At 62.2% G+C, this 25,292-nt stretch carries 25 protein-coding genes and 1 tRNA gene; 10 read left to right on the top strand and 16 right to left on the bottom strand.

Features of this window, described 5'->3' with window-relative positions; all coding sequences use genetic code 11:
- Positions 1-21 precede the first annotated feature (21 nt).
- The 4 genes from ACIGGE_RS01365 to ACIGGE_RS01350 all read right to left on the bottom strand — a co-directional run bounded on the left by ACIGGE_RS01365 (position 22) and on the right by ACIGGE_RS01350 (position 4,812).
- Positions 22-1,269 carry a PepSY-associated TM helix domain-containing protein gene (locus ACIGGE_RS01365; protein ID WP_397489198.1) on the bottom strand — a complete coding sequence of 416 codons (1,248 nt, stop codon included), beginning with the start codon at positions 1,267-1,269 and terminating at the stop codon, positions 22-24.
- Positions 1,269-3,512 carry a TonB-dependent siderophore receptor gene (locus ACIGGE_RS01360; protein WP_397489197.1) on the bottom strand — a complete coding sequence of 748 codons (2,244 nt, stop codon included), beginning with the start codon at positions 3,510-3,512 and terminating at the stop codon, positions 1,269-1,271. The genes ACIGGE_RS01365 and ACIGGE_RS01360 overlap by 1 nt, the downstream gene beginning before the upstream one ends.
- Positions 3,513-3,762: 250 nt before the next feature.
- A tRNA-Leu gene (locus ACIGGE_RS01355) sits at positions 3,763-3,849 on the bottom strand.
- A gap of 111 nt (positions 3,850-3,960) precedes the next feature.
- On the bottom strand, positions 3,961-4,812 hold the full coding sequence (locus ACIGGE_RS01350) for a zinc-ribbon domain-containing protein (protein ID WP_397489196.1): 852 nt from the start codon (positions 4,810-4,812) through the stop codon (positions 3,961-3,963).
- Positions 4,813-4,972: 160 nt separating this feature from the next.
- Here ACIGGE_RS01350 and ftsE point away from each other — a divergent pair, with 160 nt between their 5' ends.
- From ftsE to ACIGGE_RS01330, 4 genes are read left to right on the top strand one after another with little or no spacing between them, the layout of a single operon-like run.
- On the top strand, positions 4,973-5,692 hold the full coding sequence (gene ftsE / locus ACIGGE_RS01345; protein ID WP_397489195.1) for a cell division ATP-binding protein FtsE: 720 nt from the start codon (positions 4,973-4,975) through the stop codon (positions 5,690-5,692).
- Complete coding sequence (locus ACIGGE_RS01340) at positions 5,689-6,621, top strand: cell division protein FtsX (protein ID WP_397489194.1); 933 nt, start codon at positions 5,689-5,691, stop codon at positions 6,619-6,621. Before ftsE ends, ACIGGE_RS01340 begins: the two co-directional genes overlap by 4 nt.
- Positions 6,618-7,148, top strand: a complete 531-nt coding sequence (locus ACIGGE_RS01335) for a YdcF family protein (RefSeq protein ID WP_196846976.1) — start codon at positions 6,618-6,620, stop codon at positions 7,146-7,148. Before ACIGGE_RS01340 ends, ACIGGE_RS01335 begins: the two co-directional genes overlap by 4 nt.
- 6 nt (positions 7,149-7,154) lie before the next feature.
- Positions 7,155-7,844 (top strand): lysophospholipid acyltransferase family protein, encoded by a 690-nt coding sequence (locus tag ACIGGE_RS01330; RefSeq protein ID WP_397489912.1) that lies wholly within the window; start codon positions 7,155-7,157, stop codon positions 7,842-7,844.
- A 35-nt stretch (positions 7,845-7,879) separates the two neighbouring features.
- Here the strand turns inward: ACIGGE_RS01330 and ACIGGE_RS01325 are convergent, their stop codons facing one another.
- From ACIGGE_RS01325 to ACIGGE_RS01315, 3 genes are all read right to left on the bottom strand, one after another.
- The gene (locus ACIGGE_RS01325) at positions 7,880-9,361 is read right to left on the bottom strand and encodes a sulfotransferase domain-containing protein (protein WP_397489193.1); all 1,482 of its coding nucleotides are present in this window, start codon (positions 9,359-9,361) and stop codon (positions 7,880-7,882) included.
- Between the two features lie 162 nt (positions 9,362-9,523).
- Positions 9,524-10,429 (bottom strand): prephenate/arogenate dehydrogenase family protein, encoded by a 906-nt coding sequence (locus ACIGGE_RS01320; protein ID WP_397489192.1) that lies wholly within the window; start codon positions 10,427-10,429, stop codon positions 9,524-9,526.
- Positions 10,426-11,541 (bottom strand): pyridoxal phosphate-dependent aminotransferase, encoded by a 1,116-nt coding sequence (locus ACIGGE_RS01315; protein WP_397489191.1) that lies wholly within the window; start codon positions 11,539-11,541, stop codon positions 10,426-10,428. The genes ACIGGE_RS01320 and ACIGGE_RS01315 overlap by 4 nt, the downstream gene beginning before the upstream one ends.
- Before the next feature lie 94 nt (positions 11,542-11,635).
- Between ACIGGE_RS01315 and ACIGGE_RS01310 the strand changes: the two genes are divergently transcribed.
- Positions 11,636-12,724, top strand: coding sequence for a homoserine O-acetyltransferase (locus ACIGGE_RS01310; protein WP_301642118.1), 1,089 nt, complete (start codon positions 11,636-11,638; stop codon positions 12,722-12,724).
- Positions 12,721-13,320: a methionine biosynthesis protein MetW gene (gene metW, locus ACIGGE_RS01305; RefSeq protein WP_103022239.1), complete on the top strand. Its 600-nt coding sequence runs from the start codon at positions 12,721-12,723 to the stop codon at positions 13,318-13,320. Before ACIGGE_RS01310 ends, metW begins: the two co-directional genes overlap by 4 nt.
- 4 nt (positions 13,321-13,324) lie before the next feature.
- Here metW and ACIGGE_RS01300 read toward each other — a convergent pair whose 3' ends face one another.
- Entirely contained in the window at positions 13,325-13,807 is a 483-nt protein-coding gene (locus ACIGGE_RS01300; protein WP_397489190.1) for a prolyl-tRNA synthetase associated domain-containing protein, read from the bottom strand.
- 27 nt (positions 13,808-13,834) lie between these two features.
- Complete coding sequence (locus ACIGGE_RS01295) at positions 13,835-14,209, bottom strand: VOC family protein (RefSeq protein WP_375245368.1); 375 nt, start codon at positions 14,207-14,209, stop codon at positions 13,835-13,837.
- Positions 14,210-14,324: 115 nt separating this feature from the next.
- On the opposite strand from ACIGGE_RS01295, the gene ACIGGE_RS01290 reads away from it, so the two are divergent.
- Entirely contained in the window at positions 14,325-14,684 is a 360-nt protein-coding gene (locus tag ACIGGE_RS01290) for a hypothetical protein (protein WP_397489189.1), read from the top strand.
- A gap of 74 nt (positions 14,685-14,758) precedes the next feature.
- Positions 14,759-15,124, top strand: a complete 366-nt coding sequence (locus ACIGGE_RS01285) for a hypothetical protein (protein WP_397489188.1) — start codon at positions 14,759-14,761, stop codon at positions 15,122-15,124.
- Here the strand turns inward: ACIGGE_RS01285 and ACIGGE_RS01280 are convergent.
- Both ACIGGE_RS01280 and ACIGGE_RS01275 read right to left on the bottom strand, forming a co-directional pair.
- Positions 15,093-15,524, bottom strand: coding sequence for a response regulator (locus ACIGGE_RS01280; protein WP_272019826.1), 432 nt, complete (start codon positions 15,522-15,524; stop codon positions 15,093-15,095). The two genes, ACIGGE_RS01285 and ACIGGE_RS01280, sit on opposite strands and share 32 nt — an antisense overlap.
- Before the next feature lie 120 nt (positions 15,525-15,644).
- Positions 15,645-16,808 (bottom strand): N-acetyltransferase, encoded by a 1,164-nt coding sequence (locus tag ACIGGE_RS01275; RefSeq protein ID WP_397489187.1) that lies wholly within the window; start codon positions 16,806-16,808, stop codon positions 15,645-15,647.
- A 148-nt stretch (positions 16,809-16,956) separates the two neighbouring features.
- On the opposite strand from ACIGGE_RS01275, the gene ACIGGE_RS01270 reads away from it, so the two are divergent.
- The gene (locus tag ACIGGE_RS01270; protein ID WP_397489186.1) at positions 16,957-18,054 is read left to right on the top strand and encodes a fatty acid desaturase family protein; all 1,098 of its coding nucleotides are present in this window, start codon (positions 16,957-16,959) and stop codon (positions 18,052-18,054) included.
- Between the two features lie 100 nt (positions 18,055-18,154).
- Here ACIGGE_RS01270 and lptG read toward each other — a convergent pair whose 3' ends face one another.
- From lptG to ACIGGE_RS01245, 5 genes are all read right to left on the bottom strand, one after another.
- The gene (gene lptG / locus ACIGGE_RS01265; protein WP_103022247.1) at positions 18,155-19,255 is read right to left on the bottom strand and encodes an LPS export ABC transporter permease LptG; all 1,101 of its coding nucleotides are present in this window, start codon (positions 19,253-19,255) and stop codon (positions 18,155-18,157) included.
- A 9-nt stretch (positions 19,256-19,264) separates the two neighbouring features.
- Entirely contained in the window at positions 19,265-20,485 is a 1,221-nt protein-coding gene (gene lptF / locus ACIGGE_RS01260; protein ID WP_103022248.1) for an LPS export ABC transporter permease LptF, read from the bottom strand.
- 85 nt (positions 20,486-20,570) lie between these two features.
- Positions 20,571-20,933, bottom strand: a complete 363-nt coding sequence (gene clpS, locus ACIGGE_RS01255) for an ATP-dependent Clp protease adapter ClpS (RefSeq protein ID WP_196846962.1) — start codon at positions 20,931-20,933, stop codon at positions 20,571-20,573.
- 209 nt (positions 20,934-21,142) lie between these two features.
- Entirely contained in the window at positions 21,143-21,958 is an 816-nt protein-coding gene (locus tag ACIGGE_RS01250; protein ID WP_272019822.1) for a phasin family protein, read from the bottom strand.
- Between the two features lie 107 nt (positions 21,959-22,065).
- Complete coding sequence (locus ACIGGE_RS01245) at positions 22,066-23,931, bottom strand: PHA/PHB synthase family protein (RefSeq protein ID WP_397489184.1); 1,866 nt, start codon at positions 23,929-23,931, stop codon at positions 22,066-22,068.
- Between the two features lie 135 nt (positions 23,932-24,066).
- Between ACIGGE_RS01245 and ACIGGE_RS01240 the strand changes: the two genes are divergently transcribed.
- Complete coding sequence (locus ACIGGE_RS01240) at positions 24,067-25,248, top strand: LL-diaminopimelate aminotransferase (RefSeq protein WP_103022252.1); 1,182 nt, start codon at positions 24,067-24,069, stop codon at positions 25,246-25,248.
- Positions 25,249-25,292 lie beyond the last annotated feature (44 nt).

Below are 25,292 nucleotides of genomic sequence, written 5' to 3'. Positions count from 1 at the left end.
GCGGGTCTGCCTGACCGCGGGCTACTGGATGCCCAGGATCAGGAAGGCGATCAGGATAAACCCGATCCCGATGAGCGCCACCGACAGCGCACGCCAGCGGCCCATGCCCTGCCACATGCCTGTAAAGCCCCGCCGGATCGCTACCCTGTCACCTCGCTCGCGTGCGATCCGCAACGAATAGATGGCGGCCCCCGAAACGGACAGCGCCGTCATCGCCAGACCGAACAGGAACCACACCAGCTTGGTCCAGTAGCCGCCGAAAGATCCGAAATGCAGCGGGTCTGCCATTTCGCCGATGCGCTGGTGAAGGCTGAGATCGCGTCCATCGGTCGTCAGCAGCACCTCGTTCGTGTTGGTGTCCACATAGACCGCGTTCGAACGTGGGCGGACCAGCACCGCTTCGAAAACGCCGTTGATCTGAAGTACCGCATCGTCGGTGGGCAAGGCTATCGCCTCCACGCGAAGGCCCGGATAGGCTGCGAGCGCGGCATCGATTGATGCACGCAAGTTTCCGCTGCCGGTCCGCTCGCCGGCGACGGCTTCGCGTTCTACCTTCGGTTGGGGAGGAGCCTGGCCACCCAGGCTTTCAATGAAATACCAAACGCCGGTCAACGAAATCAGCGCGACGAACCACAGCGACCACACCCCTGCCAGGCGGTGAAAGTCGCCCCACCACGTACGGGCGTCGCGTTTGCGCAGCGGCTTGGCAAAGCCCCTCCACCACTTCTTGTACACGAAGAAGGACGTGATCAGGGTGATCAGCAACAGGAAGGCGAGCGATGTGACGATCGGCACGCCAAGCCACGTGGGCAAGTTGAGATGGCGGTGCATGTTCCTGAGCACACGCTGCGCGCCTGCCCAAGGGCCGGTTCCCTGAATTTCGCCGGTCGTGGGATGCGCGTGCAGGAAGAACAGCTCGCCATTCTTGTTCTCGACCGTGACCTTCGCTGCAAAGGCCGAAGCGGTTGGCGCGTTGATATATGTGACCTTTGAAACCCCGGGATATTCGGACGCATTCTCGGCGATGTCCGCCCAGGCGACCGGGCCTTCGACAGTGGAGGGCGCAACCCGCAGGCTCGGCTGGAGGACCCAGTCGATTTCCGCGCTCAACACGGCCAGCGTCCCGGTAAAGAGAATGAAAGTCATGAACAGGCTGAGCTTCAGCCCCGTCCACTGATGCACGACCCACCATATGCGCGCAGCCTTGGGCCTGGGCTCGGATTTGTCGAGCGGGCGTACCCCGCTATCGAGCGTGCGCGCCATGTCCATCAAAAGCGGTAGCCGATTTCGAGAAAGGCCGAACGCGGCTCGCCGGGGAAGTGTCCGGTGCGCGAGATGAAACCCGAGGCGGCGTAAGTCTTGTCGAACAGATTGTCGACGCGCACCATCGCCCTGATCGGGCCGGTCTCGTAGATGAGCGAGGCGTCGAACACCATGTACGCATTGACCGGCTGGCCATCGATGCTCACCCGGCTCGATACGTAATCGCCGCCGACTGCCGCCGCCAGACCGAGCATGGGAAACTGATAGCGGGTCCAGAAGCCGAGCTGATGTTCCGGTGCGTTGGCGAAACGGTCGCCTACAGCGTTCGAAAAGCCGCCACCGCCATTGTCCGCAGTGATGCGGGTGTCGTTATAGCCATAGGCAACCGTGACTACCCAATCGGGCGTGATGTCCGCCGCCAGATCGAACTCGATCCCTTTGCTGGTGATTTCGCCAATCGACACGAGATCGTCGACCCCGTCATCGCCGATATCGCCCCGTGGGTCGGTCTGCAGGATATTCGTGCGCCGAATGCGATAGGCGGAAAGGGACGATTGTATGCGGCCGCCCATCAGCGCGGTTTTCAGCCCACCCTCGTAGATGTCGCCCTCGGTCGGTGCGAACGGGCCGCCGGCCAGCGGGTTCTGCGAACTCGCGCTCTGCGGCTCGAAACTGGTGGCATATTGCCCGAAGGCGGAAATATCGTCTGTGATCCGATAGACTGCACCTGCGCGATAGGTCGTTTCCTTGTCTTCGAACACCGTTCCGTCGGCATCGTCGCGGAAGCTGTCGCGGCGAATACCCCCTGTAAGTATGAGACTGCCGATCGTGAGTTCGTTCAACAGGTAATAACCGGTGCGCGTCCCTTCGGTCAGCGTCACATTGAACGGCCCCTGCTCGTAGGTTGCAGGGTCGGACAGGCCGTATTGCGGATCGAACAGGCTGATGGGGTTGGGGAGGCCGGGTGTGGCCTGCGTTGTCCCGCGCAGCGAGCGGCCCTGGAAATACTGGTCCGAAATGAAATGGTCGAACCCGGCAAGCACACGGTTTCCGATCGTGTCGGACAGTTGCGTTGCCCAGACCGCATTGCCCCCGAACGACCAGGTTTCCTGCGTGCGCATCTGGTCGCGAAATTCGCGGATCGACGCATCGATCACGCCGTCCCCGTCGGAATCGAACAGGCCGCGCGGCTCATGATAGTTCTGCACCTCGACCGCATTGTTGTAGCGTGCCGTCGCATCGAGCGAGAGACCATCGAACGGTTCGGCTTCGAGGCGCATCTGGAACACATCGGATTCGAGATTCAGGAAATCGCCCGGCTCGTTGTGATTCCACCGCCGATCGGTGAGGAACTTGCCGTTATTATCCACCGGCACACCGCGGATGCGGTTGGCGTCGAGCTCCTGGTCGTAGTGGGTCGCCTGGATGTCCACACGGATCGGACCGGGATCGAACGACACCCCGCCATCGGCAATCAGCGTGCGCGAAGCGGCATTGAACCGGAAGGTGCCGCGATCTTCGTAGAACAGGCCGCCGCGTGCAGCGAAGCCTCGACCAAGCGGCACGTTGAGTTCGGCCGAACCGCCCCAGCGATCTTCGGTGCCGGCGATCGCCTTGACCTGACCTTCGAACCTGTCGGCCTGCGCTTTCTTGGTGATGTAGTTGAACAGGCCGCCCGGAGCGCCGGGGCCATAGAGCATTCCGCTCGGTCCCTTCAGGAATTCGACCCGCTGCACGTTGAACAGCTGCGGAACGGAAAAACCGGCATAGGGGTCGCCGCGCAGCCCGTCATAGAAGATTTCCTCCTGCCGGAAGCCGCGCGCCGTCACCCCGGCGTAGGAGAAGAAACTCACGCCGGAAATGTTCCGATAGAGATCCTGTGCATCCCGCGCGCCCTGATCTTCGATCAATTGCTCCGTGATCGTTGTGATGACGAGGCTGGATTCGAGAGGCGGGGTGTCGAGCTTTCCCGAGCTGGTCTCTTCCACCCGGTACAGCTTCTGCGCGCGCCCGGTGACGACGATGGCATCCGCATCGTCATCGGAAATGGCGCCCACACCGTTCTGCGAGCCTGGGGCCGTTTGATGCTGTTCGACCGGCTCCGCTGCAGCCGGCGCATTACGCAGGGCTGCACCTGCCGCGCCGATCTGCGGGCCTTGACCCGCATCACGCTGTTTGACCTGTCCCGCTGCAGCCGGCGCATGAAGCAAAGCCACAGCCGCCGCACCGATCGATAGATAACCCCTCACGAACACCCTCCTGCGAATCGTTCGCAAGTCGCCTAGGTGGATCGCACGGTGCCGTCAATGATAATGGCTCTCAATAGCAGGGCCGCGCACTCGCTATGGCTGAGTTTGAATAGGATCAACGCCGCGCCAGCACCTCGATCGAAGCCGGCCGCACGCGATCGAGCGGCGCATCCGTGGTCAACGCGGCGCCGCGATCAACGCCATCCGATGGCTCCGTCGTCGGAGCCGATTGTCAGGGGGATGGACTGTTTGGTGCGGTCGAGAAGACTCGAACTTCCACGGCCTTGCGGCCACAACGACCTCAACGTTGCGCGTCTACCAGTTCCGCCACGACCGCACACAGTCTGCTCGGGAGCGAATCCGCTTGGCGTCGCCCCCGTCGGTAGGAGCGCGCCACTAGCAGCGGTGCATCGCCCCGGCAAGCATCTTTATTGCGTGAAATGGAAACCTAGCGCGGTGCCCAGCCCACATCGGCGAAAACCGCCGATTTGGGCACGTCGGTTACCGCTTCATTGATCGTCAGATCCTCGCCTGGCGCAAGGCTCGACTGCGGCGGCTGCACGACCCAGCTATAGACCTGCCGTTCGCGCTGATCGCGCAAAACGATCAGGATCGGCGGGATTGGCCGGGTTTCGCGCGCCGTGTTCTTGACGATGATCCGCGCCCCGAAAAACTCGGTGCCGTTGGGAAGCGTGCGTCGTTCCTGCTGCTCGACGGGGAACGATAGTTCGAGATCGGGTTGGGCAGCGCCGAACAGTGGACGCGTGACCGGCACCCATTCGGGCACGCCGACGTAATTGACCGCCACCACGGTCCCCAGGGCGATCACCGCAAAGATCGCTGCCGCCCAGGTCCACAGGCGATTGATGTTGAGCCGCCGCCTGAAGGGCGGGGCATGATCGAAGCGCGACGGCCCGCGCTCGTCTTCCGGCCTGGGGGGAGGAGGCAGATCGTCCTGCACATCGCCATAGGGCGGGGCAGTCTCGTCGAAATCCGGTCCATCCCGCGGCGGCATCTCTTCTGCTGCGGGAGCCCGATTTCCGCGATCCGCCACTGCGGGATCGGTGTAGACCGCTGCGCTGGTGCGGGGTGGCGAAGCCTTGGGCGGCGCCGGCGGCGGAGCGGGCGGTGCGGGTGACGGCGCAGGAATATCCTGAACTGCCGCGAGCCGATCCGCATCGGGCCCATCCTGGAACCAGCTGTGCTTGCATTTCGCACAGCGCACGGTCCGCCCTTCGATACCGATAGCGCTGTCGGGAACGACGTAGCGCGTGGCACAGGCAGGACAGGCAATGATCATGATGACCCAAGCCTTAAGGTGCCATGCGAATCACGACAAGCGACGGGCCTGTTCGCAAAGCGCAAGAACCGCTTTTTTCCACATGCAAGCGTGGTTATAGGCTGTTTGCGACGATGGCGGGTGCTCCTTTTCTCTTTATCCCACTGGCCGGGCAGTGAGCATGGCCGAAGATGAGATCGTGCAATTCGACAATGTCGGCTTGCGTTACGGTACTGATCGCGAAGTGCTGTCCAACGTATCGTTCACTCTGTTCCCGGGCCGTTTCTATTTTCTCACCGGAGCCAGCGGGGCCGGCAAGACGTCTTTGCTCAAGCTGCTCTATCTCGCCCAGCGTCCCTCGCGCGGGGCGATCCGGATGTTCGGCACTGACGTGATCACGCTGCCGCGCGATCGCCTGCCCGCCTATCGCAGGCGCATGGGCGTGGTGTTCCAGGACTTCCGCCTGGTCGACCATCTGTCTGCCTTCGACAATGTCGCCCTGCCCCTGCGCGTTGCCGGCGTGCGCGAAGCGGATTTGCAGGCGCCAGTTGCCGACATGCTGGAATGGGTCGGGCTCGCGCAGCGGGCCGATGCGCGGCCCGCCATTCTTTCGGGCGGCGAGCAGCAGCGTGTCGCCATTGCTCGCGCGGTAATCGGACGGCCCGACATGCTGGTGGCTGACGAGCCGACCGGAAACGTCGATCCCGAAATGGCGCTCAAGCTCATCCGCCTGTTCGAAGCGCTCAACCGGCTGGGCACCACCGTGGTGGTCGCGACCCACGATGTGCATTTGCTGCGCAAGGTTCCCGATTCGCTGATCATGCGGCTCGACAAGGGAATGCTGGCCGATCCGACCGGCGCCCTTCGCTATCCCCCGCGCCGGGTCGGGGCCGGTACATGACCAAGCCGCCGGCGCTCACCCGGGCTGTGGAACGCGGGCTCGCGCCCTTTCGGGGGCGCCGCGCTGCGCATCTGCTGCCCCGTGCACGACTGGGCGGACCGATGCCTTGGGTCATCGCGATCATGGTGGCGCTGACCGTGCTTGCCGCGGGCGGAGGGCTGGCGCTGGACAATCTATCCGATCGGGCACGCGGCGATCTGGCAGGCAGCGCAACAGTTCAGATCGTCGAAGCCGATCCGCGCCAGCGCGACCGACAGGCGCAGGAGGCCGCCGCCATTTTGTCGCAGGACGGCGCTGTCGAAGAACTCGAGATCGTGCCTCGGGAAACTGTCGAGCAATTGCTCGAACCCTGGCTGGGTACCGACAACCCACAGGATACCGTCCCTATCCCGGCATTGATCGATCTGCGGCTGACCGACGACGCCGACGAGGCGACACTCGAACGGCTGCGCGACCTGCTGGCCGAGCGTGCGCCCGCCGCGCGTATCGATGCACAGGCGCAATGGCTTGCGCCGGTTCTGTCTGCATTGTCGGCACTGGGCTGGGCGGCATTGGGGCTGATCGGCCTGCTGGCCTTCACCGGGGCAGCCGCCGTCTGGCTGGCAGCGCGCAATGCGCTCGGCACCAATCGCGACACGATCGAGATCGTTCACTTGCTTGGCGGTAACGACGACCAGATCGCGCGGATCTTCCAGCGATCCATCCTTGCCGATGCGGCAGTCGGCGGAACGCTCGGCTTCGTGATCGGCGCTGCAGCGGTCTGGCTGATGGGCCTGCAGTTCTCGGCGCTCGATTCCGGCCTGGTTGCAGGGGGCGGGCTGCAAATGTCGGACTGGCTGGTCTTGGCACTTGTCCCCGTGGGGGCGGTTGTTCTAGCGGTGCTGACGGCGCGGTTCACCGTGCTTGCCACGCTCAGGAAAATTCTGTGATCCTCCGTTTCTTTGCCGCCGCTTTGCTGGTTTACGCATTCGGCTTCCTCGGCTTTGCCGTTTCGCTGCCAAAGCCCCTCGCGGGCGAGCCGACCGATGCCGTCATCGTACTGACCGGTGGTCCAGGCCGGATTGCGCGCGGCCTGTCGGTTGTGGATCAGGGGCTCGCGAAGGAAATGTTCGTGTCCGGTGTCGATCCCGAGGTTCGTCCCGCCGAATTTGCAGCTGAATTCGACGTGTCGCGCGGCACGATGGAATGCTGCGTAAAGCTCGGCTACCTTGCCGTGGATACGCGCACCAATGCGGGTGAAGCCGCCCAGTGGCTGCGTGAAAACAAGTTTACCTCCGTCCGTCTGGTGACGACCGATTGGCACATGGCCCGCGCCAGTTCGGAATTCGAAGAAACGCTGCCACCCGATATCCGCGTAGTCGAGGATGCCGTCTCGTCCCACCCCAGCCTGGCGACGCTGTTTCTGGAATATAACAAGTTGCTCGCCGCAGTGGTGTCGCAAGGCTTGCCGAGCTGATCCGTGATGCGCCTCATCCGCAATATCGCCTTTTACTTCGCTTTTTACATCGGCAGCCTGCTGATCACCTCCGCATCGCTTATCGCCCTGACTTTCAGCGTCGAGGCCTTCCGTCGGCGCGTGCGCAACTGGGCGCAGTGGCAGCGCTGGTGTCTGGTCAATCTGCTCGGTTGCGAACTGGTATTGGAAGGCGCCCCGCTTGAAGAACCGGTGCTCTATGCGATCAAGCACGAGAGCTTCTTCGAGGCGATCGATGCGCCTGCCCTGTTCGACACGCCAAGCGTGTTCGCCAAGCAGGAACTCTTCAACATTCCGCTATGGGGCCGCGCCGCTGCGTCTTTCGGCCTTGTGCCTGTGGCCCGCGAGGCTGGCGCCAAAGCGCTAATGCAGATGATCCGATCGGCCAAGGCACTGGTTGCTGACGGACGCCCGCTGGTGATCTTCCCCGAAGGCACGCGCGTACCCCATGGCGAAGTACGCCCGCTGCAATCGGGCTTTGCCGGACTTTACAAGATGCTCGGTCTGCCAGTGGTCCCCGTCGCCGTGAATAGCGGGCCGGTCTACCATAAACGGCTGAAAAAGCCTGGCCGGATCATCTACCGCTTCGGTGAGCCGATCCCGCCGGGGCTGCCCCGTCCCGAGATCGAAAAACGCGTCCTCGCGGCAATCAACGCGCTCAATGAAGAGGGGCTCTGATATCGCGCCTCGATTATGATCTGCTGAGGCAGGGACTAGGATTCGCGATCGAGAGTAGTTGCAAGCTCCAGTAATCGGGTGCCCTCAATCTCGCCGACCAAGGCGAGCGCGGCCTCGCCATCTTCCCAGTACGCAACCGGAACACCGTTGTTCAGCTCCATCGAAGGGCTGTCGCCGATGGATGTGTCTTCTTCTGCTGCAAACAGGGATACTCGCTCGTCATCTGCCGTGACCATGGTCAGGACGACCGAATTTCCCAGATCGGAAGGGTAGAGCTGGGCATCGGTCACGACCCAGTCGACGGGAATTTCGGGCAGATCGACACCGGTGGCATCGAAAATCTCGCCTTTGTCGACGGCGCTGGTCTCTATTTGCGAAACCATTTTCGCGCGCACGCTGCTCGCGACATAGGCTTCCTGTGCTTCACTGATAAGCGATGCCGCGCTCGCGGGCGGTGCGAAATTCGCATCGAGCTCGTTGGCGATCCAACCGCTGGCGAACAAGGCGACTGCTGCGGCCAGCCGCATGAATCGCTCGCGGCGATGGTTGTCGTTGCTCGCACGCAATTCGGTGTTCTGCGCCAGTCCAATACTGGCGATGGTAGGTGCCTGGATCTGTCCTGTGGTGGGAGCAAGTTCCTTCCCGGAGAGCGCCACCTTCTCTTTGCTGTAATAACAGGCAAAGAACGGATGGAGGTGCCGGTCTATGTAGGCATCGACATAGGCGATGTCTTCGCTGGAAAGATAATCGACATAGCCGCCCACTTTCCCTCGGCGTACCTTGAAGCTTTCCGGATTATGCGGATCTGCCGGGCGTAGGCGTTCATGGCGGAAGCTGTCATGCAGCTCGGCCTTGCGCATGTTTCGGAACGATGCCTTTTCGACGATTTCCCGAAGCAGGGCTTCGTCCGGATCGGGAAGACCGAGAAATTTCGCCGTGCTGCGGATGACCTGCCGAGGATCTGCATGCATTTCCTCGTAAGAAACCCAGAGGAAATCACGCGGCACATAACGCGCATCGGCCCAGACATTATAGAACGCTACGATTGCGTCGATGCTGCCCTTTTCTTCGTGAATGAAGGTCGAGATGTCGCAATCGATCACCTTCATTCTGTTCTTGGCGTCGAAATAGTAGGATACCAGAACGTCACGCGGGTCGCGCGTGAGTAGCAGAACCCGCTTATTGCGATAGCGGGACTTGTCTTCTTCTACCTCGTGCCCGAACTTGAGGTTGGGGCTGTCGTCATGAGTGAAGCCGATATTCGGAATGTCTGACGAAAGTTTCCAGAAGTGCTGAAGCTCCATCGGGTTTTCGACCTTGAGCCCATATTGAGCGCACACCATGCTGCCGAGCATCGTTCGAAGCCAGGTTCTGCCGGACTTTGGATAGGACAGGACATAACCGTCTCTCGCCCACGCACTCGCTAGGCGCCTCATCGCGAGCAGCGCGCCTTTGTTCCGGATCGATTTGGGTAGAAGCAACTCGCCTGCCGAAAACGCGAAATCCCGGAAAAACATGCGAATCGCCATCAGACATGGCTCCGAGGTTGTTGATGTGCAAGCGAGCTCAGTCAGTCGACAATATAACGTCCCAGCCTTCTTACCAGACCCGCAAATGGGGGTATCATTATGGTTAATGGGCGCGCCGAGACGGTACAATTCCCCTGACGATGCAGCGCTTCAATGATCTCCGCGTCCGAAATCGGGTCTGGCATCGTCCTGGCCTTCCTCGATGATCGAGCGGCGGATGGTGCGGGTCTTGTCGAACAGGTCGAACAGCGTGTCGCCGTCGCCATTGCGGATGGCGCGCTGAAGGCGGCTGAGATCTTCGGTGAAGCGGCCCAGTACTTCGAGCACGGCATCGCGATTGGACAGGAAGACATCGCGCCACATGGTGGGGTTGCTGGCGGCGATACGCGTGAAATCGCGGAACCCGCCGGCCGAATATTTGATCACCTCGCCCCGCGTCACATCCTCCAGATCGCTGGCTGTGCCTACGATCGTATAGGCGATGAGGTGCGGAATATGGCTGGTCACCGCGAGCACGAGGTCGTGATGTTCGGCATCCATGATCTCCACCGTCGCCCCCAATCCTTCCCAGAACCGGGTGAGCGCGTCCACAGCGTCCGGCGGTGTATTCTTGTCGGGCGTGACGATGCACCAGCGATGCCGGAAAAGTTCGGGAAATCCGGCATCCGGCCCGCTATTCTCCGTCCCGGCAACGGGGTGCGCGGGAATGACGATGGCATTCGGAAGGGCAGCCGCAAGGGCGTCGCCAACGCTGCGCTTGGACGATCCGACGTCGCTGACGATCGTGCCGGGTTTGAGATGCGGTGCGATCGCTTCGGCAGCATAGCCCATCGCGCCGACGGGTACGCAAAGGATCACCAGATCCGCCCCGCGTACCGCCTCGGCAACCGTGTCGCAGACCTCGCCCACAAGCCGGCGCCCGGCTGCGCGCTGGCGCACATCGGCATCGGCATCCCATCCCGTCGTTGTCATGCCGGGTAGCATCTGCTGCACCGCCAGCCCGACCGATCCGCCGATCAGCCCGAGCCCGACGATGGCGACGCGTTCGATAGTCATGCCTGCGCTCCACAAAGACCGCGCAGCACGGCAGCGATCTCGTCCATCTGGGCCGATGTGCCGATGGTGATCCGCAGCGCCTGCGGCAGGCCCTGGCCGGGCAGATGGCGCACGGCGTAGCCGGCCGCGGCGATGGCTTGCAGCGCAGTTTCCGCCGCAAGCGCGCCCTCGAATACGACAAACACGAAATTGGCTTTGCTCGGCAGCGCGCGAAGGCCATGATTTCCCAGCGCCTCGATCTGTCCGACGAAGCGGGTGCGTGCCGCAATGTTCGCATCCCGCGACGCGGCGACGAAGCTCTGGTCGGACAGCGCCGCCAACGCTGCACGTTGCCCGCTCGCCGTGATATTGAACGCCCCGCGCAGCCGGTTCAGCCCATCGATCAGATGCGGCGCACCGGTCGCCCAGCCCACGCGTTCGCCCGCGATGCCATAGGCCTTGGCGAATGTTCGGGTAACGAGCACATTGTCGTTGTTCGCGGCCAGATCCATACCCCCATCGTCCTCGCCTTCGTCGAGGAATTCGGCATAGGCCTGGTCGATCACCAGCAGCACATTCGTCGGCAGCCCGGCATGCAGTCTGGCGACTTCGTCACGCGACAGCCATGTGCCGACCGGGTTGTTGGGATTGTCAAGCAGGACGACCCGTGTGCGCTCCGTCACCGCGGCGAGCAGCTTGTCCACGTCGGGCGCATAATCCGTGTCTTCAGCCAGCACGACCGTCGCGCCGACCTTGTGCGCAAGCAGGGGGTAGAGCGAAAAGGAATAGCGCGGGAACAGGACCTCGTCGCCGGGGCCCGCGAACGCCTGTACCGCGCCATGGAGGCATTCGCCAGAACCGGTGCCGCACACGATCCGCGCCGCATCGATGCCGTGAAGTGCGCCGATCGCTTCGCGCAGCGCCGTGGCGTCGGGGTCGGGGTAGAGGCTGGGTTCATGCCCCTGCGCCAGAGCGGCGAGCACAGCCGGGCTGCAACCCATCGGGTTCTCGTTGGCCGACAGCTTGATCAGCTTGCGCCCGTCCTCACCCCTGGACTTGCCCGGAACATAGGCATGGATGCCCTCGATCCAGGGTTTCATGTTGGGCCGGTCCATTTTCTCGCTCGCTGCCATGTCAGTTTCTTCGCATGAAAGAATATCGGCCCTTCGACAAGCGCAAGGCTAGGCGATAGAGACAGGGTTTGATTGTTTCACCCCAAGGTCCGATTTGAACGCCCACTCGCAAACACTGACGCTCCCCGGTTCGCTGCCGCTCGATGGCGGGGGCGAACTGACGCGCGTGGAACTGGCGTTTGAAACCTATGGCGAACTGAATGCGGACCGGTCGAACGCGATCCTTCTGTGCCATGCCCTCACGGGGGACCAGTATGTCGCCTCTCCGCATCCGATAACGGGCAAGCCCGGTTGGTGGGAACGGATGGTCGGGCCGGGCAAGCCGATCGACACGGACCGTTTTCATATCATCTGTGCCAATGTCATCGGCAGTTGCATGGGTTCTACGGGCCCGGCGAGCGAGGCGAGCGATGGCCATCCTTACGCCATGCGCTTTCCCGTCATCACCATCCGCGACATGGTCCGCGCGCATATCGGGTTGCTGGATATGCTCGATATAGAAACGCTCCACGCCGTGGTCGGCGGTTCGATGGGCGGGATGCAGGCCCTCAGCCTGGCGGCGAACTGGCCCGATCGGGCGCGCCGCGTGCTGGTGATTGCATCGACCAGCCGGCACTCGGCGCAGAATATCGCCTTTCACGAACTTGGCCGTCAGGCGATCATGGCCGATCCGCGCTGGCAGGACGGGAGTTATTACGGCGGCGATGGGCCGGACAACGGCCTGGCCGTTGCGCGCATGGCAGCGCATATCACCTATCTTTCCGAAGAGGCGCTGACGGGCAAGTTCGGCCGCAACCTTCAGGATCGTGAGGCCAAGAGCTTTGGCTTCGATGCCGATTTTCAGGTCGAAAGCTATCTGCGCTATCAGGGCAGCGGATTTACCCGCCGCTTCGATGCCAACAGCTATCTCTATATCACGCGGGCGATGGATTATTTCGATCTGGCCGAAGAACACGGCGGCAAACTGGCCGATGCTTTCGCCGGGACGGATGCGCGTTTCTGCCTCGTCAGCTTCGACAGCGACTGGCTCTACCCAACCAGCGAAAGTCGCCATGTGGTGCATGCGCTCAATGCTGCAGGGGCTGCGGTCAGCTTCGTCGAACTGTCTGCACCGCATGGGCATGACAGTTTCCTGCTCGATGTGCCGGCGCTTGACCGGGTGATCGGGGGGTTCCTGGGATGAGCGTGGCGGCAATCGATCAACGTCCCGATCTGGCAGCGATTGCCAGTCGGATCACGCCCGACAGCAGGGTTTTGGATATCGGTTGCGGGGACGGCGTGCTGATGATGGCTCTGCGCAACAAGGGCTGCGACGTGCGCGGGATCGAGATCGACGGCGCCTGTGTCGAGCGCTGCGTATCGCAGGGCCTTTCGGTGGTGCAGGGCGATGCGGACAGCGACCTCGGCGATTATCCCGACAAGGGCTTCGATTATGCGGTCCTCAGCCAGACGCTGCAGACCGCCTCGCGGCCCGACCGGATGCTCGACGAATTGCTCAGGGTGGGCACGCGGGCCTTCGTCAGCTTTCCCAATTTCGCCCACTGGCGCACGCGCGCGGCGCTGATGTTCGGCGGGCGGATGCCGGTGACGCGGAGCATTCCGGTAAGCTGGTATGAAACGCAGAACATCCACCACGTCACGGTCCACGATTTTCGCGAACTTGCGCGCGAAAAAGGCGCCACGATCGTGCGGGACTGGTATTTTGCCGGCAAGCGGCCGGTATCGCGGGCGGGCGCCAATATGCGCGCCGAATTCGCTGTCTTCGAACTTTCGCGCTGATCCTTCAGGCCGACTTCTTCGGTACGGCCGCCACCACCGGGTCGTGACCCCAGTGCCGCACCAGCGCGAGCACGTCGGCGCCAGCAAGGCCCAATGTCCCGGTATTGCGCAAGGGATGGACGTTCATCCGGTCGCTTCTGGCCAGTTCCTCGTCCACCACCACGGTGATGCTGCCCGGCTGCGCCTCGATCATCGCCAGCGGCGTCACAGATCCGGGCGCTACGCCCAGCAGGCGCTCCATATCGTCGGCCTTGCCGAAACTGACGCGTTTGCAGCCGATGGCATGGGGAAGGGCTTTCAGATCGACCCGGGCCTTTGCGGGAACAGTAACCAGCCAGAAAGCCCCGCCTGCATCCTTCAGGAATAGGTTCTTGGTGTGGGCGCCGGGAATATCCGCGTCGATCGACCGGCTCTCCTCGACGGTGAAAACCGCGGCATGCTCATGCGCGGCAAACGGGATCGCAAGCGTCGCCAGGTCGGCCAGCAATCCCGCTTCGCCTCTTTGCACGTGGTTTTACGATCCGATGCGGTGAAGGGCGCACAGCTTGTTGCCATCGGGATCGCGCAAATAGGCGAGATACATGCCCGAACCGGGGCGTTCGCCCGGCGGGTCCTCGATCGCGGTGCCGCCGTTCGCCACGCCAGCGGCGTGCCATGCATCCGCCTGCTCCGGCGTCATCGCAAACCCTACGGTGCTGCCGTTGCCGGGGGTGGCGTCCTTGCCGTCTATCGGCTTGGTGACCAGGAAAGCACCGCCGTTATGAAGATACATAAGGCGCCCTTTGTCGTCGACGATGGCTTCCTTTCCGCCGATCGCCTTGAAGGTCGCGTCGTAGAATGTTTTCGACCGATCGATGTCGTTCGAACCCACCATCATGTGACTGTACATCCGGTACTCTCTCCTTTGAGTTTCGATTCGCCACCTTAAGCGCTCGCCATAGGCTGGCAAGCCGCGATTGGCGCTGGTCGCTTGCGGTTCAGACTGGCAGGTCTAGAAGCGCGTCATGCTGACCTTTCTCGCCCCCATCGCCCTGACACTCGCCCAAGCGACGACCGGCGCGCCGCCGCTGCCGAAACTTACGCTCGAACAATCGAGCGCGCTGCGCTGTTCGGTCGCCTTCGGCATCGTTCATCGCCAGCAGGCTGATGGGGACGCTGCGGCAGCGCAGTATCCCGCCATGGCGCCCCGGGGGCAGGAATTCTTCGTCCGCGCCACTGCACGGCTGATGGACGATCTCGGCGCGGATCGCGAAACCATCATGGCGCTCGTGAAAAGGGAGAGCGCGGATCTGCTCGATACGCCCGAACGGATCGACGAGGTTATGCCCGCCTGCCTGATGATGCTGGACGCATCGGGGCTGTGAAGGTGCGTTCAGACAAAAGTCACCGCGCGCGGCCTAGATCGCTGACCGAATCGCAGATTTCGCCGGGGTCTTTCATGCGCAAACTCGTACTTCCCGTGATGCTCGGTGCGCTCGCGTTGCCCGCTCCTGCCATTGCGCAGGCTAATGTGGATGATGCAGTGGCGGCACTTGGCGATCTGAGCCACCAGTTGCGCGACCCGGAGCGCCAGCGCGAAATGAAGCTGATGATGCAGGCAATGACCGAAGTGCTGCTCGACATGCCGATCGCCCCGCTGGCGCAGGCTGCCGCCGATATGGCGGGTGAGAAAGCGCAGGATATCGATCCCGCTCTCACATTGCGGAAGATGGCACCCGAAGCAGGCCGTGTCGGCGGTGACATGATGCGCAGCCTGCTACGCGCTGTGGAAGCTAACGAAGAACGTCGCGAAGGCGGGAAATAAGCCCCCTCTTTTCGGGTTCGCGCAGCAAATCGACCAGAATGGCGGCATCGTAAGGCTTTTCCAGAACGCAGCCGAGCGCGGCGATATCTTCGGGAATGTCCTGCGGCGCACCGGTCGAAAAGATGATGCGCGGGCTGTCCGGCCCAAGGGTGCGGACCAGTTCGGCAATCGCCCAGCCGTCGTCTCGGTCGGCCAGATGAACGTCCAGCACGATCGCATCGGGGCGCTCGTCGCGAAGATGTTCCATCGCCTCTTCGGTAGAGGTCGACAAGGCGACCTGCTTCACGCCGGCATCCAGCAGCGCATTCTCTATCGTGAGGCCCAGCACCGCGTCATCTTCGACCACCAGCACAAAGGCAGGCAGCTTCTTACGCGCGGTCGTAACGGATTGCTGCTTCATCGGGTCTCTTGAAATTGGCGAGTGCCGCGCTTCATCCAACAACGGGATGGTGGCCGCCGGGGTTCCCGGCAGTTGCATTTCAGTTCCACGCCGTGGCACAAATACGACAGCCGATAACTCTCAGGAGTTCAGCGACTTTTCGAAAATGGCATATTCGCGATTGATGGTGCTCTGGATGGCATCGGCAATCGCCATCATCCCCTGATTGTCGTCGAGGATCCAACCAATTTCCGCCCGGCGGGTCTCGTATTTGTCTACCGCCACGTCGCGGATCTGGCTGATCATCATGAAGGCCAGCTGGCTGGCGAGCCGCGAATTGTGCAGCTCTCGAAGCACGCCCATGAGTGGTACACGCATGCCCATCCGCCGCGGCTTGCGTAACCAGCGAAGGATATGGAACCAGCCGAACGGAAACAGCTTGCCATCCACCTTGCGCAGCACGTCGTTCATATCCGGGAACGTCAGCATAAACGCGACCGGCTTGCCGTCCAGTTCGGCGATCAGATTGAGATCGGGGTGGATGATCGGCTTCAGTTTTTTGCCGGCATAGGCGATCTCGGCATTGGTGAAGGGCACGAAGCCCCAGTTGTTGGACCACGCATCGTTCAGGATGGCGAGGATAGTTTCCACTTCCTCGTCCCATCGGCTCACATCGACGGGCCGCAGGGTGATGCGGTCGTTACGCTGCCCCGACTGCACGATGCGGCGGATCAGCGGCGGAAATTCGCTGGTTACGTCCAGATCGTATGTCAGCAACGTCTTCGTACGCGAGTAGCCTGCACTTTCGATCCATTCGCGGTAGATGGCCGGGTGGTGCCCCATCATGATCATCGGATCGTGATCCTGCCCTTTGACCAGCAGACCCGGTTCTTCCCAGATCGACATCGATATCGGCCCGATGGCACGGTTCATGCCCTGGCTGGCGAGCCATTCTTCGGCGCGTTTCAGCAGAGCATGGGCGACGGTTTCGTCCTCGGCGTCGAAATAGCCGAACATGCCTGCACCCGGGCCAAATCCCTGCTCGCGCGGCAGTTCGAGCGCCAGGCGGTCGATATGCGCGGAAATGCGGCCTACCGGCTTGCCGCCGCGACGGGCCAGGAAAAGCTGGTGTGCGGCATGGCCGAAAAACGGGTTCTTTTCCGGATTGACCAGTTCTAGCTGTTCGGAGCGCAGTTGCGGGACCCAGTGTGGTTCACGCGCCGCAAAGTCGCGACCGGTGTCGACGAAGGCCGCCCGCCCCGCCTTGCCCTCGACCAGTTCAATCACCACATTTGCTTCGGACATTCGCGCAATACCTTCGTTCAGATTGCGTTAGCCCTGAGTGCGCTAGCTGATCTTTGTCAAGGAAACGCGGATGTGCGATCACTATGATCGACAGCGGGTGCTGTATCGCTCGCGTTATTTCGGCTAAGGCCTCCCGGGAAGCTTAATAATGAACGTGCAACAGACACAGATTTCGGCCGCCGATATCGTCTCGCGTCGTGACGCGGGATCGGGCTGGCACGCGCAAATTCCGGATGACAAGGCGATGCTCCGGGCCGCGCGCGACTTGACCAAGGACATCTCCGAACATCGGGCGGACATCTACTGGCCCGATATGATCGGATCGGCGCTGGTCGGCTATGGCCTGCTGGCGGGCGCGATTCTGGTCGAAAGCGTGCCTTTTGCCGTCGGTCTGGGCGTTCTGGCGGTGCTCGCGCTTTATCGTGCGCTGTTGTTCATCCACGAAATTTCGCATTTCAGAAACGGCGCCTTGCCGGGTTTCAGCACCGCATGGAACGCGCTTGTCGGTGTCCCGATGCTGACGCCTTCCTTCATGTACGAACAGGTGCACACGCTGCATCACAAGCGCACGCAATACGGGACCACCGCGGATCCCGAATATCTGCCGCTGGCGCTGATGAAGCCACTCAGCCTGCCAACCTTCGTGCTCGTCGCGCTTCTTGCGCCTGCTGCGCTGCTGTTCCGCTTCGCCATGCTGGTGCCGCTGGGCGCGCTTTTTCCGCCCGTGCGCCAGCTGACGTGGCAGCGTTTCAGTGCGCTGGCGATCAATCCCGAATTCCGCCGCCGCCCGCCCGAAGGCGATCTGCCGCGGCGGGTGTTCTGGCTCGAGCTGGGCGGTATGCTGTGGAGCTGGGTGCTGATCGGCAGCATCTTTGCCTTCGGCTGGAAGCCCTTGCTGGTGGCCCTGGCGATCTTCTCCGTGGTTGCCGTGCTCAACCAGTTGCGCACGCTGGTCGCGCATCTGTGGGAGAACGAAGGCGACGCGATGACTGTCACCGCGCAGTTCCTCGACAGCGTCAACGTGCCGCCGCCCGGACGCATCGCCGAACTGTGGGCCCCCGTGGGCCTGCGCTATCATGCGCTGCACCATCTCATGCCCTCGATGCCCTATCACTCCCTCCCCGAAGCGCACCGCCGGCTGGTGGCGGAGCTGGAGAATACTTCGAGCTATCACGGTGCGAACCATGCCGGGATGGGCGTGCTGGTCGCACGGATCGCGCGCAACACCATGCGCCCGCGCGGCTGACGGCGCGCTGCGCAGCAAAAAGGCCGCTCCCCTCGGTGGGTGGGAACGGCCTTCGCATTTCACCCTGCCATCGACAGGGTAAACCAAACTTTTTCCCGGCCTATTCTTCCGTGCGGATAAGCACGGTTTCCCCGATCAGCAGGAATAGCAGGAACGGCGACCAGGCTGCAAGGAAGGGCGGATAGCCGCCAAAACTGCCCATGGCCAGCGCTGCGTTGTCGACCACGAAATAGGCAAAGCCCAGCGCCATCCCGATCACCGCGCGCACGAACAGCTGGCCCGACCGCGCCAGTCCGAAAGCGGCGACAGCGCCCAGCAGCGGCATGAGGAAAGCCGAGAGCGGCCCGGAAATCTTGTGCCACCATTTCGCGCGCAGTTCGGACGTGCGGCGCCCGGCGCGTTCGAATTCCGCGATCGAGCTTCCCAGCGTCCAGAAGGGTTCGCCATCGGGGTCGATCTTCGCCAGGTCGATCTGTTCGGGCAGCAGGCCTTCGCCCACCACGACGCTGGCCGGATCGTCGGTCACGGCATTCTGGACGTTGAAACGGGTCAGTCCCCCTTCGAGCCGCCATCCCGGCCCGGCATAGCGTGCCCGGTCGGCATCGATCTGTTCCACGATCATCCCGTCGGGATTGCGCCGGTACCAGGTCACCTTGCGCATGGCGATCGCCTCGCCTGATCCGGCGACATAGGCGGCGGTCAGGATATTGTCGCCATCGGTCAGATAGACATTGGTCTTGACCCCGCTTTCCGTCGGGATCGGCCCGTATTCGACCGCCTCCCACGCCTTCAGCGTCTGGGTCGATTTCGTCACGACCTGTTCGTTGAAGACGAAGGTCGCCACCGACACGATGCCTGCCGTCAGCAATAGCGGCGCCAGCACCTGATGCGCCGACAGGCCGGCCGCCTTCATCGCGATCACCTCGCTGTTCTGGTTCAGCGTCACCAGCGTGATCAGCGTCGCCAGCAGCACGGAATAGGGCAGGAAGCGTGAGATAAGCTGCGGCACGCGCAATCCCGCATAGGTCAGCAATTCGCCTTGCCCGTTACCCGGTACGGCGAGGATTTCGCCGCTCTTCGACAGCAGGTCCAGCATCAGCAGCACCAGCACCAGCACGAACAGCATCGCCGCGATGCGGACGGTGAAGAGCTTTGCCAGATAGACGGTCAGCGTGCGCGAGGGGAAGAAGTCGAGTTGCATCGGATCCCGTTATTCGGCCGCAGCCAGATCGATCTTGACCGAACGGCGACGGAACAGCCTGCCGATCCGCTTGGTCATCTTCTCGAACCAGATTTCCAGCGCACCGATGGCCTGCCCGCCGGGTACATGCGCCACCCGCCAGTACATCCATATGATCAGTGCCGCGAACAGGAAGAATGGCCCCCACAATGCCAGGATCGGATCGACCCGGCCCAGCGCGGCGACATCTTCGCCGTACTGGTTCACCTTGTGATAGGCGACCACCATCACAATGGACAGGAAAACGCCCAGCGCGCTGGTAGATCGCTTGGGCGGTACGCCCAGCGCCACGGCCAGTAGCGGCATCAGCGCCATCATCACCACTTCCACCAGCCGGAAGTTGAAACTTGCCTGGCTAGCGTCGCGCTGCCCTTCCGGCAGCGATGAATTCCACCCGATCCGCAGCAGTTCGGGCAGGATATATTCGCGTTCGGCATCGCCGCGGGCACGGAACTGGTCGACCGTGGGCAGGTCGATCGGCAGATCGTGCCGGGTAAAGGTAAGGACGCGCGGCGTCTGGCTGCCGGTTTCCTGCACGATGGTACCATTGGTCAGGCGCAGGATGATCGTGTCGGGATTGTCGGACGTTGCCAGGAATGCGCCTTCCTTGGCGGAAATCGACAGCACCTGGTTCTTGTCGTTCGCCACGCGGGCGAAAATGCCCTGCAGCCGGCGTCCGTCGTCTTCGCTGCCGTCGATCCGCAGCGCCATCCGGTCGGCCAGCGTGGTGAATTCGCCCACCTTGATCGATGCGCCCAGCGCACCCGATCGCAGTTCGTATTCCATCTGCTCGTAATAATAACGGCTGACCGGCTGGATGAAGAACACCAGCGCCACATTGACGATCATCAGCACGGCCGTGATCGCAAACGGCACGCGCAGCAATCGCCCATAGCCGAGGCCGACGGCGCGAAACACGTCGAGTTCGCTGCTGGTCGCCAGCTTGCGGAAGGCGAGCAAAACGCCCAGCAGCAGTCCCAGCGGAATGGCCAGGCTGGCATATTCGGGCACCAGCGCGATCAGCATCTTGAACACGACGCCGACAGGACCGCCTTCGACCGCGACGAAATCGAACAGCCGCAGCATCTTGTCGAGCACCAGCAGCGATGCCGCGATGGCGAAGACCGACAGCATCGGCACGATGACGAGCCTGAAGATGTAACGGTCGATGCTGGGCAGGAACTTGAGCAAGATTTCGCCGGATCAGTTGTCTTGGACCACGGCCCTAGCGCGCTTTTGAGCGCAGGTCATGCCCTTCGTGGGTGTGGCCGGGCATTCAGGCCTTTTCGAGCGTGCATTGCAGCGGGTGCTGGTTCTGCCGCGCGAAATCCATCACCTGATGGACCTTGGTCTCGGCGACCTCGTACGGAAAGATCCCGCATACGCCCACGCCCTTCTGGTGAACATGCAGCATCACCCGGGTCGCTTCTTCCATGTCCATCTTGAAGAACCGCTTCAGCACGATGACGACGAATTCCATCGGCGTGTAATCGTCGTTCAGCAGCAAAACCTTGTACTGGCTCGGCTTCTTGGGCTTGGCCCGGGTCTTCGTGGCAATACCCAGCTGGCCTTCGCCGTCACGCGATTCGTCGTCGTTTCCGGCGGCGCGGACGGGCAGGCGGGGCGGGGAATAAAACATTACGTGACCCATTATCGTATCGGTTTGCCAAATCGCAAGGCGTCAGCGGCCAGCAAAGCCATTTGCAGGACAAGAAAGCACGGCTGCGCGGCGTAAACGACAAAAAATGGGCCGGATGGTTCGAAACCATCCGGCCCACGGTGTCCAATTCGCCGGGCTTTGGGAGAGAGGAGAGAGGGCCCGGCGCAATTGAATTCGGTCGAACGCGCTCAGGCGGCCTTCGAAACCTTGTCGACGGCCAGGCTCATGCGGTTCGAAACCGGTGCGAAGGCTTCGTTGGCCAGCTTCAGCATGGCTTCCGTGTTCTTCGACGTGGTCGAAACCATGGCGTCGAAATTGCGGCGGGCGATTTCGCCCTGCAGCTGGAACAGTTCGGTCGGCGATTTGATCGCAGCGAACTTCTTGACGTCGCCCTGGACGGTTTCGGCAGCCGACTTGGCTTCGTCCATATAGGTGCGGCCCATGTCCTGCATGCCGGCAGCCAGGATCTTGCCCGATTCGACCAGCGCTTCGATGTTGCCCTTCTGGAACTCGACGGCGTCCTTGGTCATTTCGGTGCCCTTTTCATAAGCGGCCTTGGCGCGGGTCTGCATGTCGGCAGCCATTTCTTTCGCCTTGGCGGTATATTCGATATTGGTGGTCTTGTTGGCAGTGGCCATGATCGTATCCTTCAACTGGGAAATCGAACTGCGCTTGGCGGGTGTCGCCTTGGCAGGAGCGCCCTTGGTCGAGGACGCCGGTGTAGTCTTGGCAGCAGCGGTTTTCGGTGCGGCCTTCTTCTTCTTTGCAAGTGCCTTCTTCGGCTTGGTCTTTCCTGCAGATGCCTTCGCCTTGGGGGCGGGCTCGGCAGCAACGGCCTTGGCGACGGCATCGGCCTTGACCGGAGCGGAAGCTCCGGCATCGACAGCCTTTTCGACTGCCTTGGCGTCTACCGGCTGCTTGGCCGAATCCGCGGTCTTTTTCTCGGCGGCGTCGGCAAATGCCTTTTCGGCGGCCGCATCGATTTTACTCTGGCTATCAGCCATGGGAGACCTCGCTTTGTTGCACTGCACAAAATAGGCATTGCACCCGCGAAGTCAAGGATTTTTTGTGCAGTGCACAATAATCCGGAAAGTCTATTCGCGTCCGCTACTTAGCGTGTCGAAACATACCGTCCCGGCGCATCTTCGATGACCGTGTCGCCCTTGCCGCCGGGCTTGCGCTTGCCCTTTGCGGGGACGGTCGCATCGTCCTGCTGACGCAGCCAGTCGATCCAGTCGGGCCACCAGCTTCCGGGATGTTCTTCGGCGCCCTCGCGGAACTCTGCCAGCGTGCGCGGCGATCCGTCATTGGTCCAGTACTGGTATTTCTTCGCATCGGGCGGATTGACCACGCCCGCGATATGGCCCGAACCTGCCAGGACGAACTTCAGCGGTCCGCTGAAATGATCGTTGATCCGCCAGACGCTTTCGGCAGGGGCGATATGGTCTTCCTTGCCGGCCTGGACATAGGTCGGTGTTTTCACCAGCCCGATATCGACCGGCGTGCCGTCCACGCTCAGCGCGTCCGCCTCGACCAGCTTGTTGTCGCGGTAAAGGTCGGTCAGATATTGCTGATGCCATTTGGCGGGCAGATTGGTCACATCGCCGTTCCAGTGCAGCAGGTCGAAGGCGGGATAATCCTCGCCCAGCAGGTAATTGCTGACCACGTAATTCCAGATCAGATCGGTGCCGCGCAGCATGTTGAAGGTCGCGGCCATATAACGACCGTCCAGATAGCCGTCGGCGCTCATCGCCTTGACCATGCCCAGCTGGTTGTCGTCGACGAAATTCAGCAGTTCGCCCGCCTTTTCGAAATCGACCTGTGCAGTGAAGAACGTCGCGCTCTTCACCTTGTCCTGCTCGCCGCGGCGATGCAGCAGTGCCAGCGTCGCCGCCAGCGTGGTGCCGGACACGCAATATCCGATGGCGTGCACGTTCTTCACGTCCAGCCGCTCGCGGATGTGGTCGATGGCGTCCATCTGGGCGCGCACGTAATCGTCCCAGATCACGTTCTTCATGCTGGCATCGGCCGATTTCCAGCTGACCATGAACACCGTGATGCCCTGTTCCACCGCCCAGCGCACGAAGCTCTTCTTGGCGTTGAGGTCCAGGATATAGAAACGGTTGATCCAGGGCGGGAAGATCACCAGCGGCACGTCCAGCACCGTTTCGGTCGTCGGGGAATACTGGATCAACTGGTACATCGGCGTTTCGTGAACGACCTTGCCGGGCGTTACGGCGATATTCTCGCCCAGCTTGAAGGCGCTGGCATCGGTATGGGACAATTGCCCACGGCGCAGATCGGCCAGCAGATGCTCCATGCCTTTCACCAGATTCTCGCCGCGCGTCTCCAGCGTGCGCTCCATCACTACCGGGTTCAGCAACGGAAAGTTCGCCGGGCTTGCCGCTTCGGTGATCGTGCGGGTGGTGAAGCGCAGCTGTTCGCGCTTGTCTTCCGACAGGCCCTCCATCTTGTCGACCATGTCGGCCACGCGTTCGGCCAGGAACAGATAGGTCTGGTGGATCAGCGCATAGGCGGGATGGGCACGCCAGCGCGGATCGGCAAAGCGCCGGTCCGTGCGCGGCAGGTCGGGCTCGCCCTTCGCTTCGGGCTGGCCATCCGCACCAAGGCCGTACTGTCCCAGCACCTGCTGCCACATCGCCATGCCTTCCTGCATCAGCGCCTGTTGCTGCGCAGGGTTGGCGATCGGCATCTGGCGGTACCAGTCCTGCGCCAGCTTCATCCAGCGGGTCGGGTCAATATAGGCGGCCAGCGCCTGCGGATTGGTCAGCTGCTCGGTCTGGTATTCCAGCCACATCCCCTGCAGCTTTGCGCCGACGGCGGTCCACTCGCGCATGTCCTCCGCGCTCAGCGGCGTTCCGGAACTCGCCTCCGCGAAGGGCGCGAACATCGTGCGCGCGAATTTCGCGGGTGCTTCGAACATGTTGGTGAAGGGATCGGGGCCGTCGTCGGTCATTCTCGCTCCTCTGGCGTTTCAAGCGCCTGTTTGGGCAGCAATAGGATATTACGCGTCTGCTTGCACCTGCGGCGTTTGCACCTGCATGGTGAATAGGTAATCAGTGTGACTCAACCAACGCCCGAAAGAGCTCGAATGTCCGACGAATTCTACCGCATCAAGCGCCTGCCACCTTATGTCATCGCCGAAGTGAACGCGATGCGGCATGCGGCGCGGCGCTCGGGCAAGGATATTATCGATCTCGGCATGGGCAATCCGGACCGCCCGCCGCCCCAGCATGTGATCGACAAATTGTGTGAAGTCGCGGCCAAGCCCAGCGCGCACGGCTACTCCCAGTCGAAAGGCATACCGGGCCTGCGCAAGGCTCAGGCGAATTACTACGGTCGCCGCTTCAATGTGGATCTCGATCCCGAACGCGAAGTCGTGGTGACGATGGGATCGAAGGAAGGCCTGTCGTCCATGGCGACTGCCATCACCGCGCCGGGCGATGTGGTGCTGGCGCCAAGCCCCAGCTATCCGATCCATACCTTCGGCTTCATCATTGCCGGGGCCACCATCCGCAGCGTGCCGACCACGCCGGACGAACATTACTGGAAGGCGCTCGACAACGCGATGGCCTATACCGTCCCGCGCCCGACGGTGCTGGTGGTGAACTATCCCAGCAATCCCACGGCGGAAACGGTCGATCTCGCCTTTTACGAAAGGCTGGTCGCTTGGGCGAAAGAGAACAAGGTCTGGGTTCTCTCGGACCTCGCCTATTCCGAACTCTATTACGACGGGAAGCCCACCCGCTCGATCCTCGAGGTGCCCGGCGCCAAGGACGTGGCGGTCGAATTCACCTCCATGTCCAAGACCTATTCGATGGCCGGCTGGCGGATGGGTTTCGCGGTCGGCAATCAGGAACTGATCTCGGCGCTGACGCGGGTGAAAAGCTATCTCGATTACGGGGCCTTCACTCCGATCCAGGCGGCCGCCTGCGCCGCGCTCAACGGGCCGCAGGACGTGGTGGAAGAAAACCGGGCGCGCTATCAGCATCGCCGCGATGTGATGGTCGAAAGCTTCGGCCGCGCCGGATGGGATATTCCCTCACCGCCCGCCAGCATGTTCGCCTGGGCACCGATCCCGGAAGCCTTCCATAATGTCGGCAGCCTGGAGTTTTCCAAGCAGTTGCTCGAACATGCCGGCGTCGCGGTCGCGGCAGGTGTGGGTTATGGCGAAGAAGGCGAAGGCTTCGTACGCATCGCCATGGTCGAAAACGAACAGCGCATCAGACAGGCTGCCCGAAACGTGAAGCGTTTTCTCGCCGAACACGGCTGATCAAACGTATGATTGACATGTAGGCGGCGAACCGTCGGCGCCGG

Source organism: Qipengyuania sp. NPDC077410, assembly GCF_044543405.1.
Taxonomy (GTDB): domain Bacteria; phylum Pseudomonadota; class Alphaproteobacteria; order Sphingomonadales; family Sphingomonadaceae; genus Qipengyuania; species Qipengyuania pacifica.
Note: the sequence above shows the minus strand (reverse complement) of the source record. Positions and strands in the feature narration are given on the sequence as shown.

Bases quoted from the DNA above. Each gene is read 5' to 3' on its own strand.
- ACIGGE_RS01365 (WP_397489198.1), bottom strand. From the start codon at position 1,269: ATGGACATGGCGCGCACGCTCGATAGCGGGGTACGCCCGCTCGACAAA.
- ACIGGE_RS01350 (WP_397489196.1), bottom strand. From the start codon at position 4,812: ATGATCATTGCCTGTCCTGCCTGTGCCACGCGCTACGTCGTTCCCGAC.
- ftsE (WP_397489195.1), top strand. From the start codon at position 4,973: ATGGCCGAAGATGAGATCGTGCAATTCGACAATGTCGGCTTGCGTTAC.
- ACIGGE_RS01340 (WP_397489194.1), top strand. From the start codon at position 5,689: ATGACCAAGCCGCCGGCGCTCACCCGGGCTGTGGAACGCGGGCTCGCG.
- ACIGGE_RS01330 (WP_397489912.1), top strand. From the start codon at position 7,155: ATGCGCCTCATCCGCAATATCGCCTTTTACTTCGCTTTTTACATCGGC.
- ACIGGE_RS01325 (WP_397489193.1), bottom strand. From the start codon at position 9,361: ATGTTTTTCCGGGATTTCGCGTTTTCGGCAGGCGAGTTGCTTCTACCC.
- ACIGGE_RS01320 (WP_397489192.1), bottom strand. From the start codon at position 10,429: ATGACTATCGAACGCGTCGCCATCGTCGGGCTCGGGCTGATCGGCGGA.
- ACIGGE_RS01315 (WP_397489191.1), bottom strand. From the start codon at position 11,541: ATGGCAGCGAGCGAGAAAATGGACCGGCCCAACATGAAACCCTGGATC.
- metW (WP_103022239.1), top strand. From the start codon at position 12,721: ATGAGCGTGGCGGCAATCGATCAACGTCCCGATCTGGCAGCGATTGCC.
- ACIGGE_RS01295 (WP_375245368.1), bottom strand. From the start codon at position 14,209: ATGTACAGTCACATGATGGTGGGTTCGAACGACATCGATCGGTCGAAA.
- ACIGGE_RS01290 (WP_397489189.1), top strand. From the start codon at position 14,325: ATGCTGACCTTTCTCGCCCCCATCGCCCTGACACTCGCCCAAGCGACG.
- ACIGGE_RS01285 (WP_397489188.1), top strand. From the start codon at position 14,759: ATGCGCAAACTCGTACTTCCCGTGATGCTCGGTGCGCTCGCGTTGCCC.
- ACIGGE_RS01280 (WP_272019826.1), bottom strand. From the start codon at position 15,524: ATGAAGCAGCAATCCGTTACGACCGCGCGTAAGAAGCTGCCTGCCTTT.
- ACIGGE_RS01275 (WP_397489187.1), bottom strand. From the start codon at position 16,808: ATGTCCGAAGCAAATGTGGTGATTGAACTGGTCGAGGGCAAGGCGGGG.
- ACIGGE_RS01270 (WP_397489186.1), top strand. From the start codon at position 16,957: ATGAACGTGCAACAGACACAGATTTCGGCCGCCGATATCGTCTCGCGT.
- lptG (WP_103022247.1), bottom strand. From the start codon at position 19,255: ATGCAACTCGACTTCTTCCCCTCGCGCACGCTGACCGTCTATCTGGCA.
- clpS (WP_196846962.1), bottom strand. From the start codon at position 20,933: ATGTTTTATTCCCCGCCCCGCCTGCCCGTCCGCGCCGCCGGAAACGAC.
- ACIGGE_RS01250 (WP_272019822.1), bottom strand. From the start codon at position 21,958: ATGGCTGATAGCCAGAGTAAAATCGATGCGGCCGCCGAAAAGGCATTT.
- ACIGGE_RS01245 (WP_397489184.1), bottom strand. From the start codon at position 23,931: ATGACCGACGACGGCCCCGATCCCTTCACCAACATGTTCGAAGCACCC.
- ACIGGE_RS01240 (WP_103022252.1), top strand. From the start codon at position 24,067: ATGTCCGACGAATTCTACCGCATCAAGCGCCTGCCACCTTATGTCATC.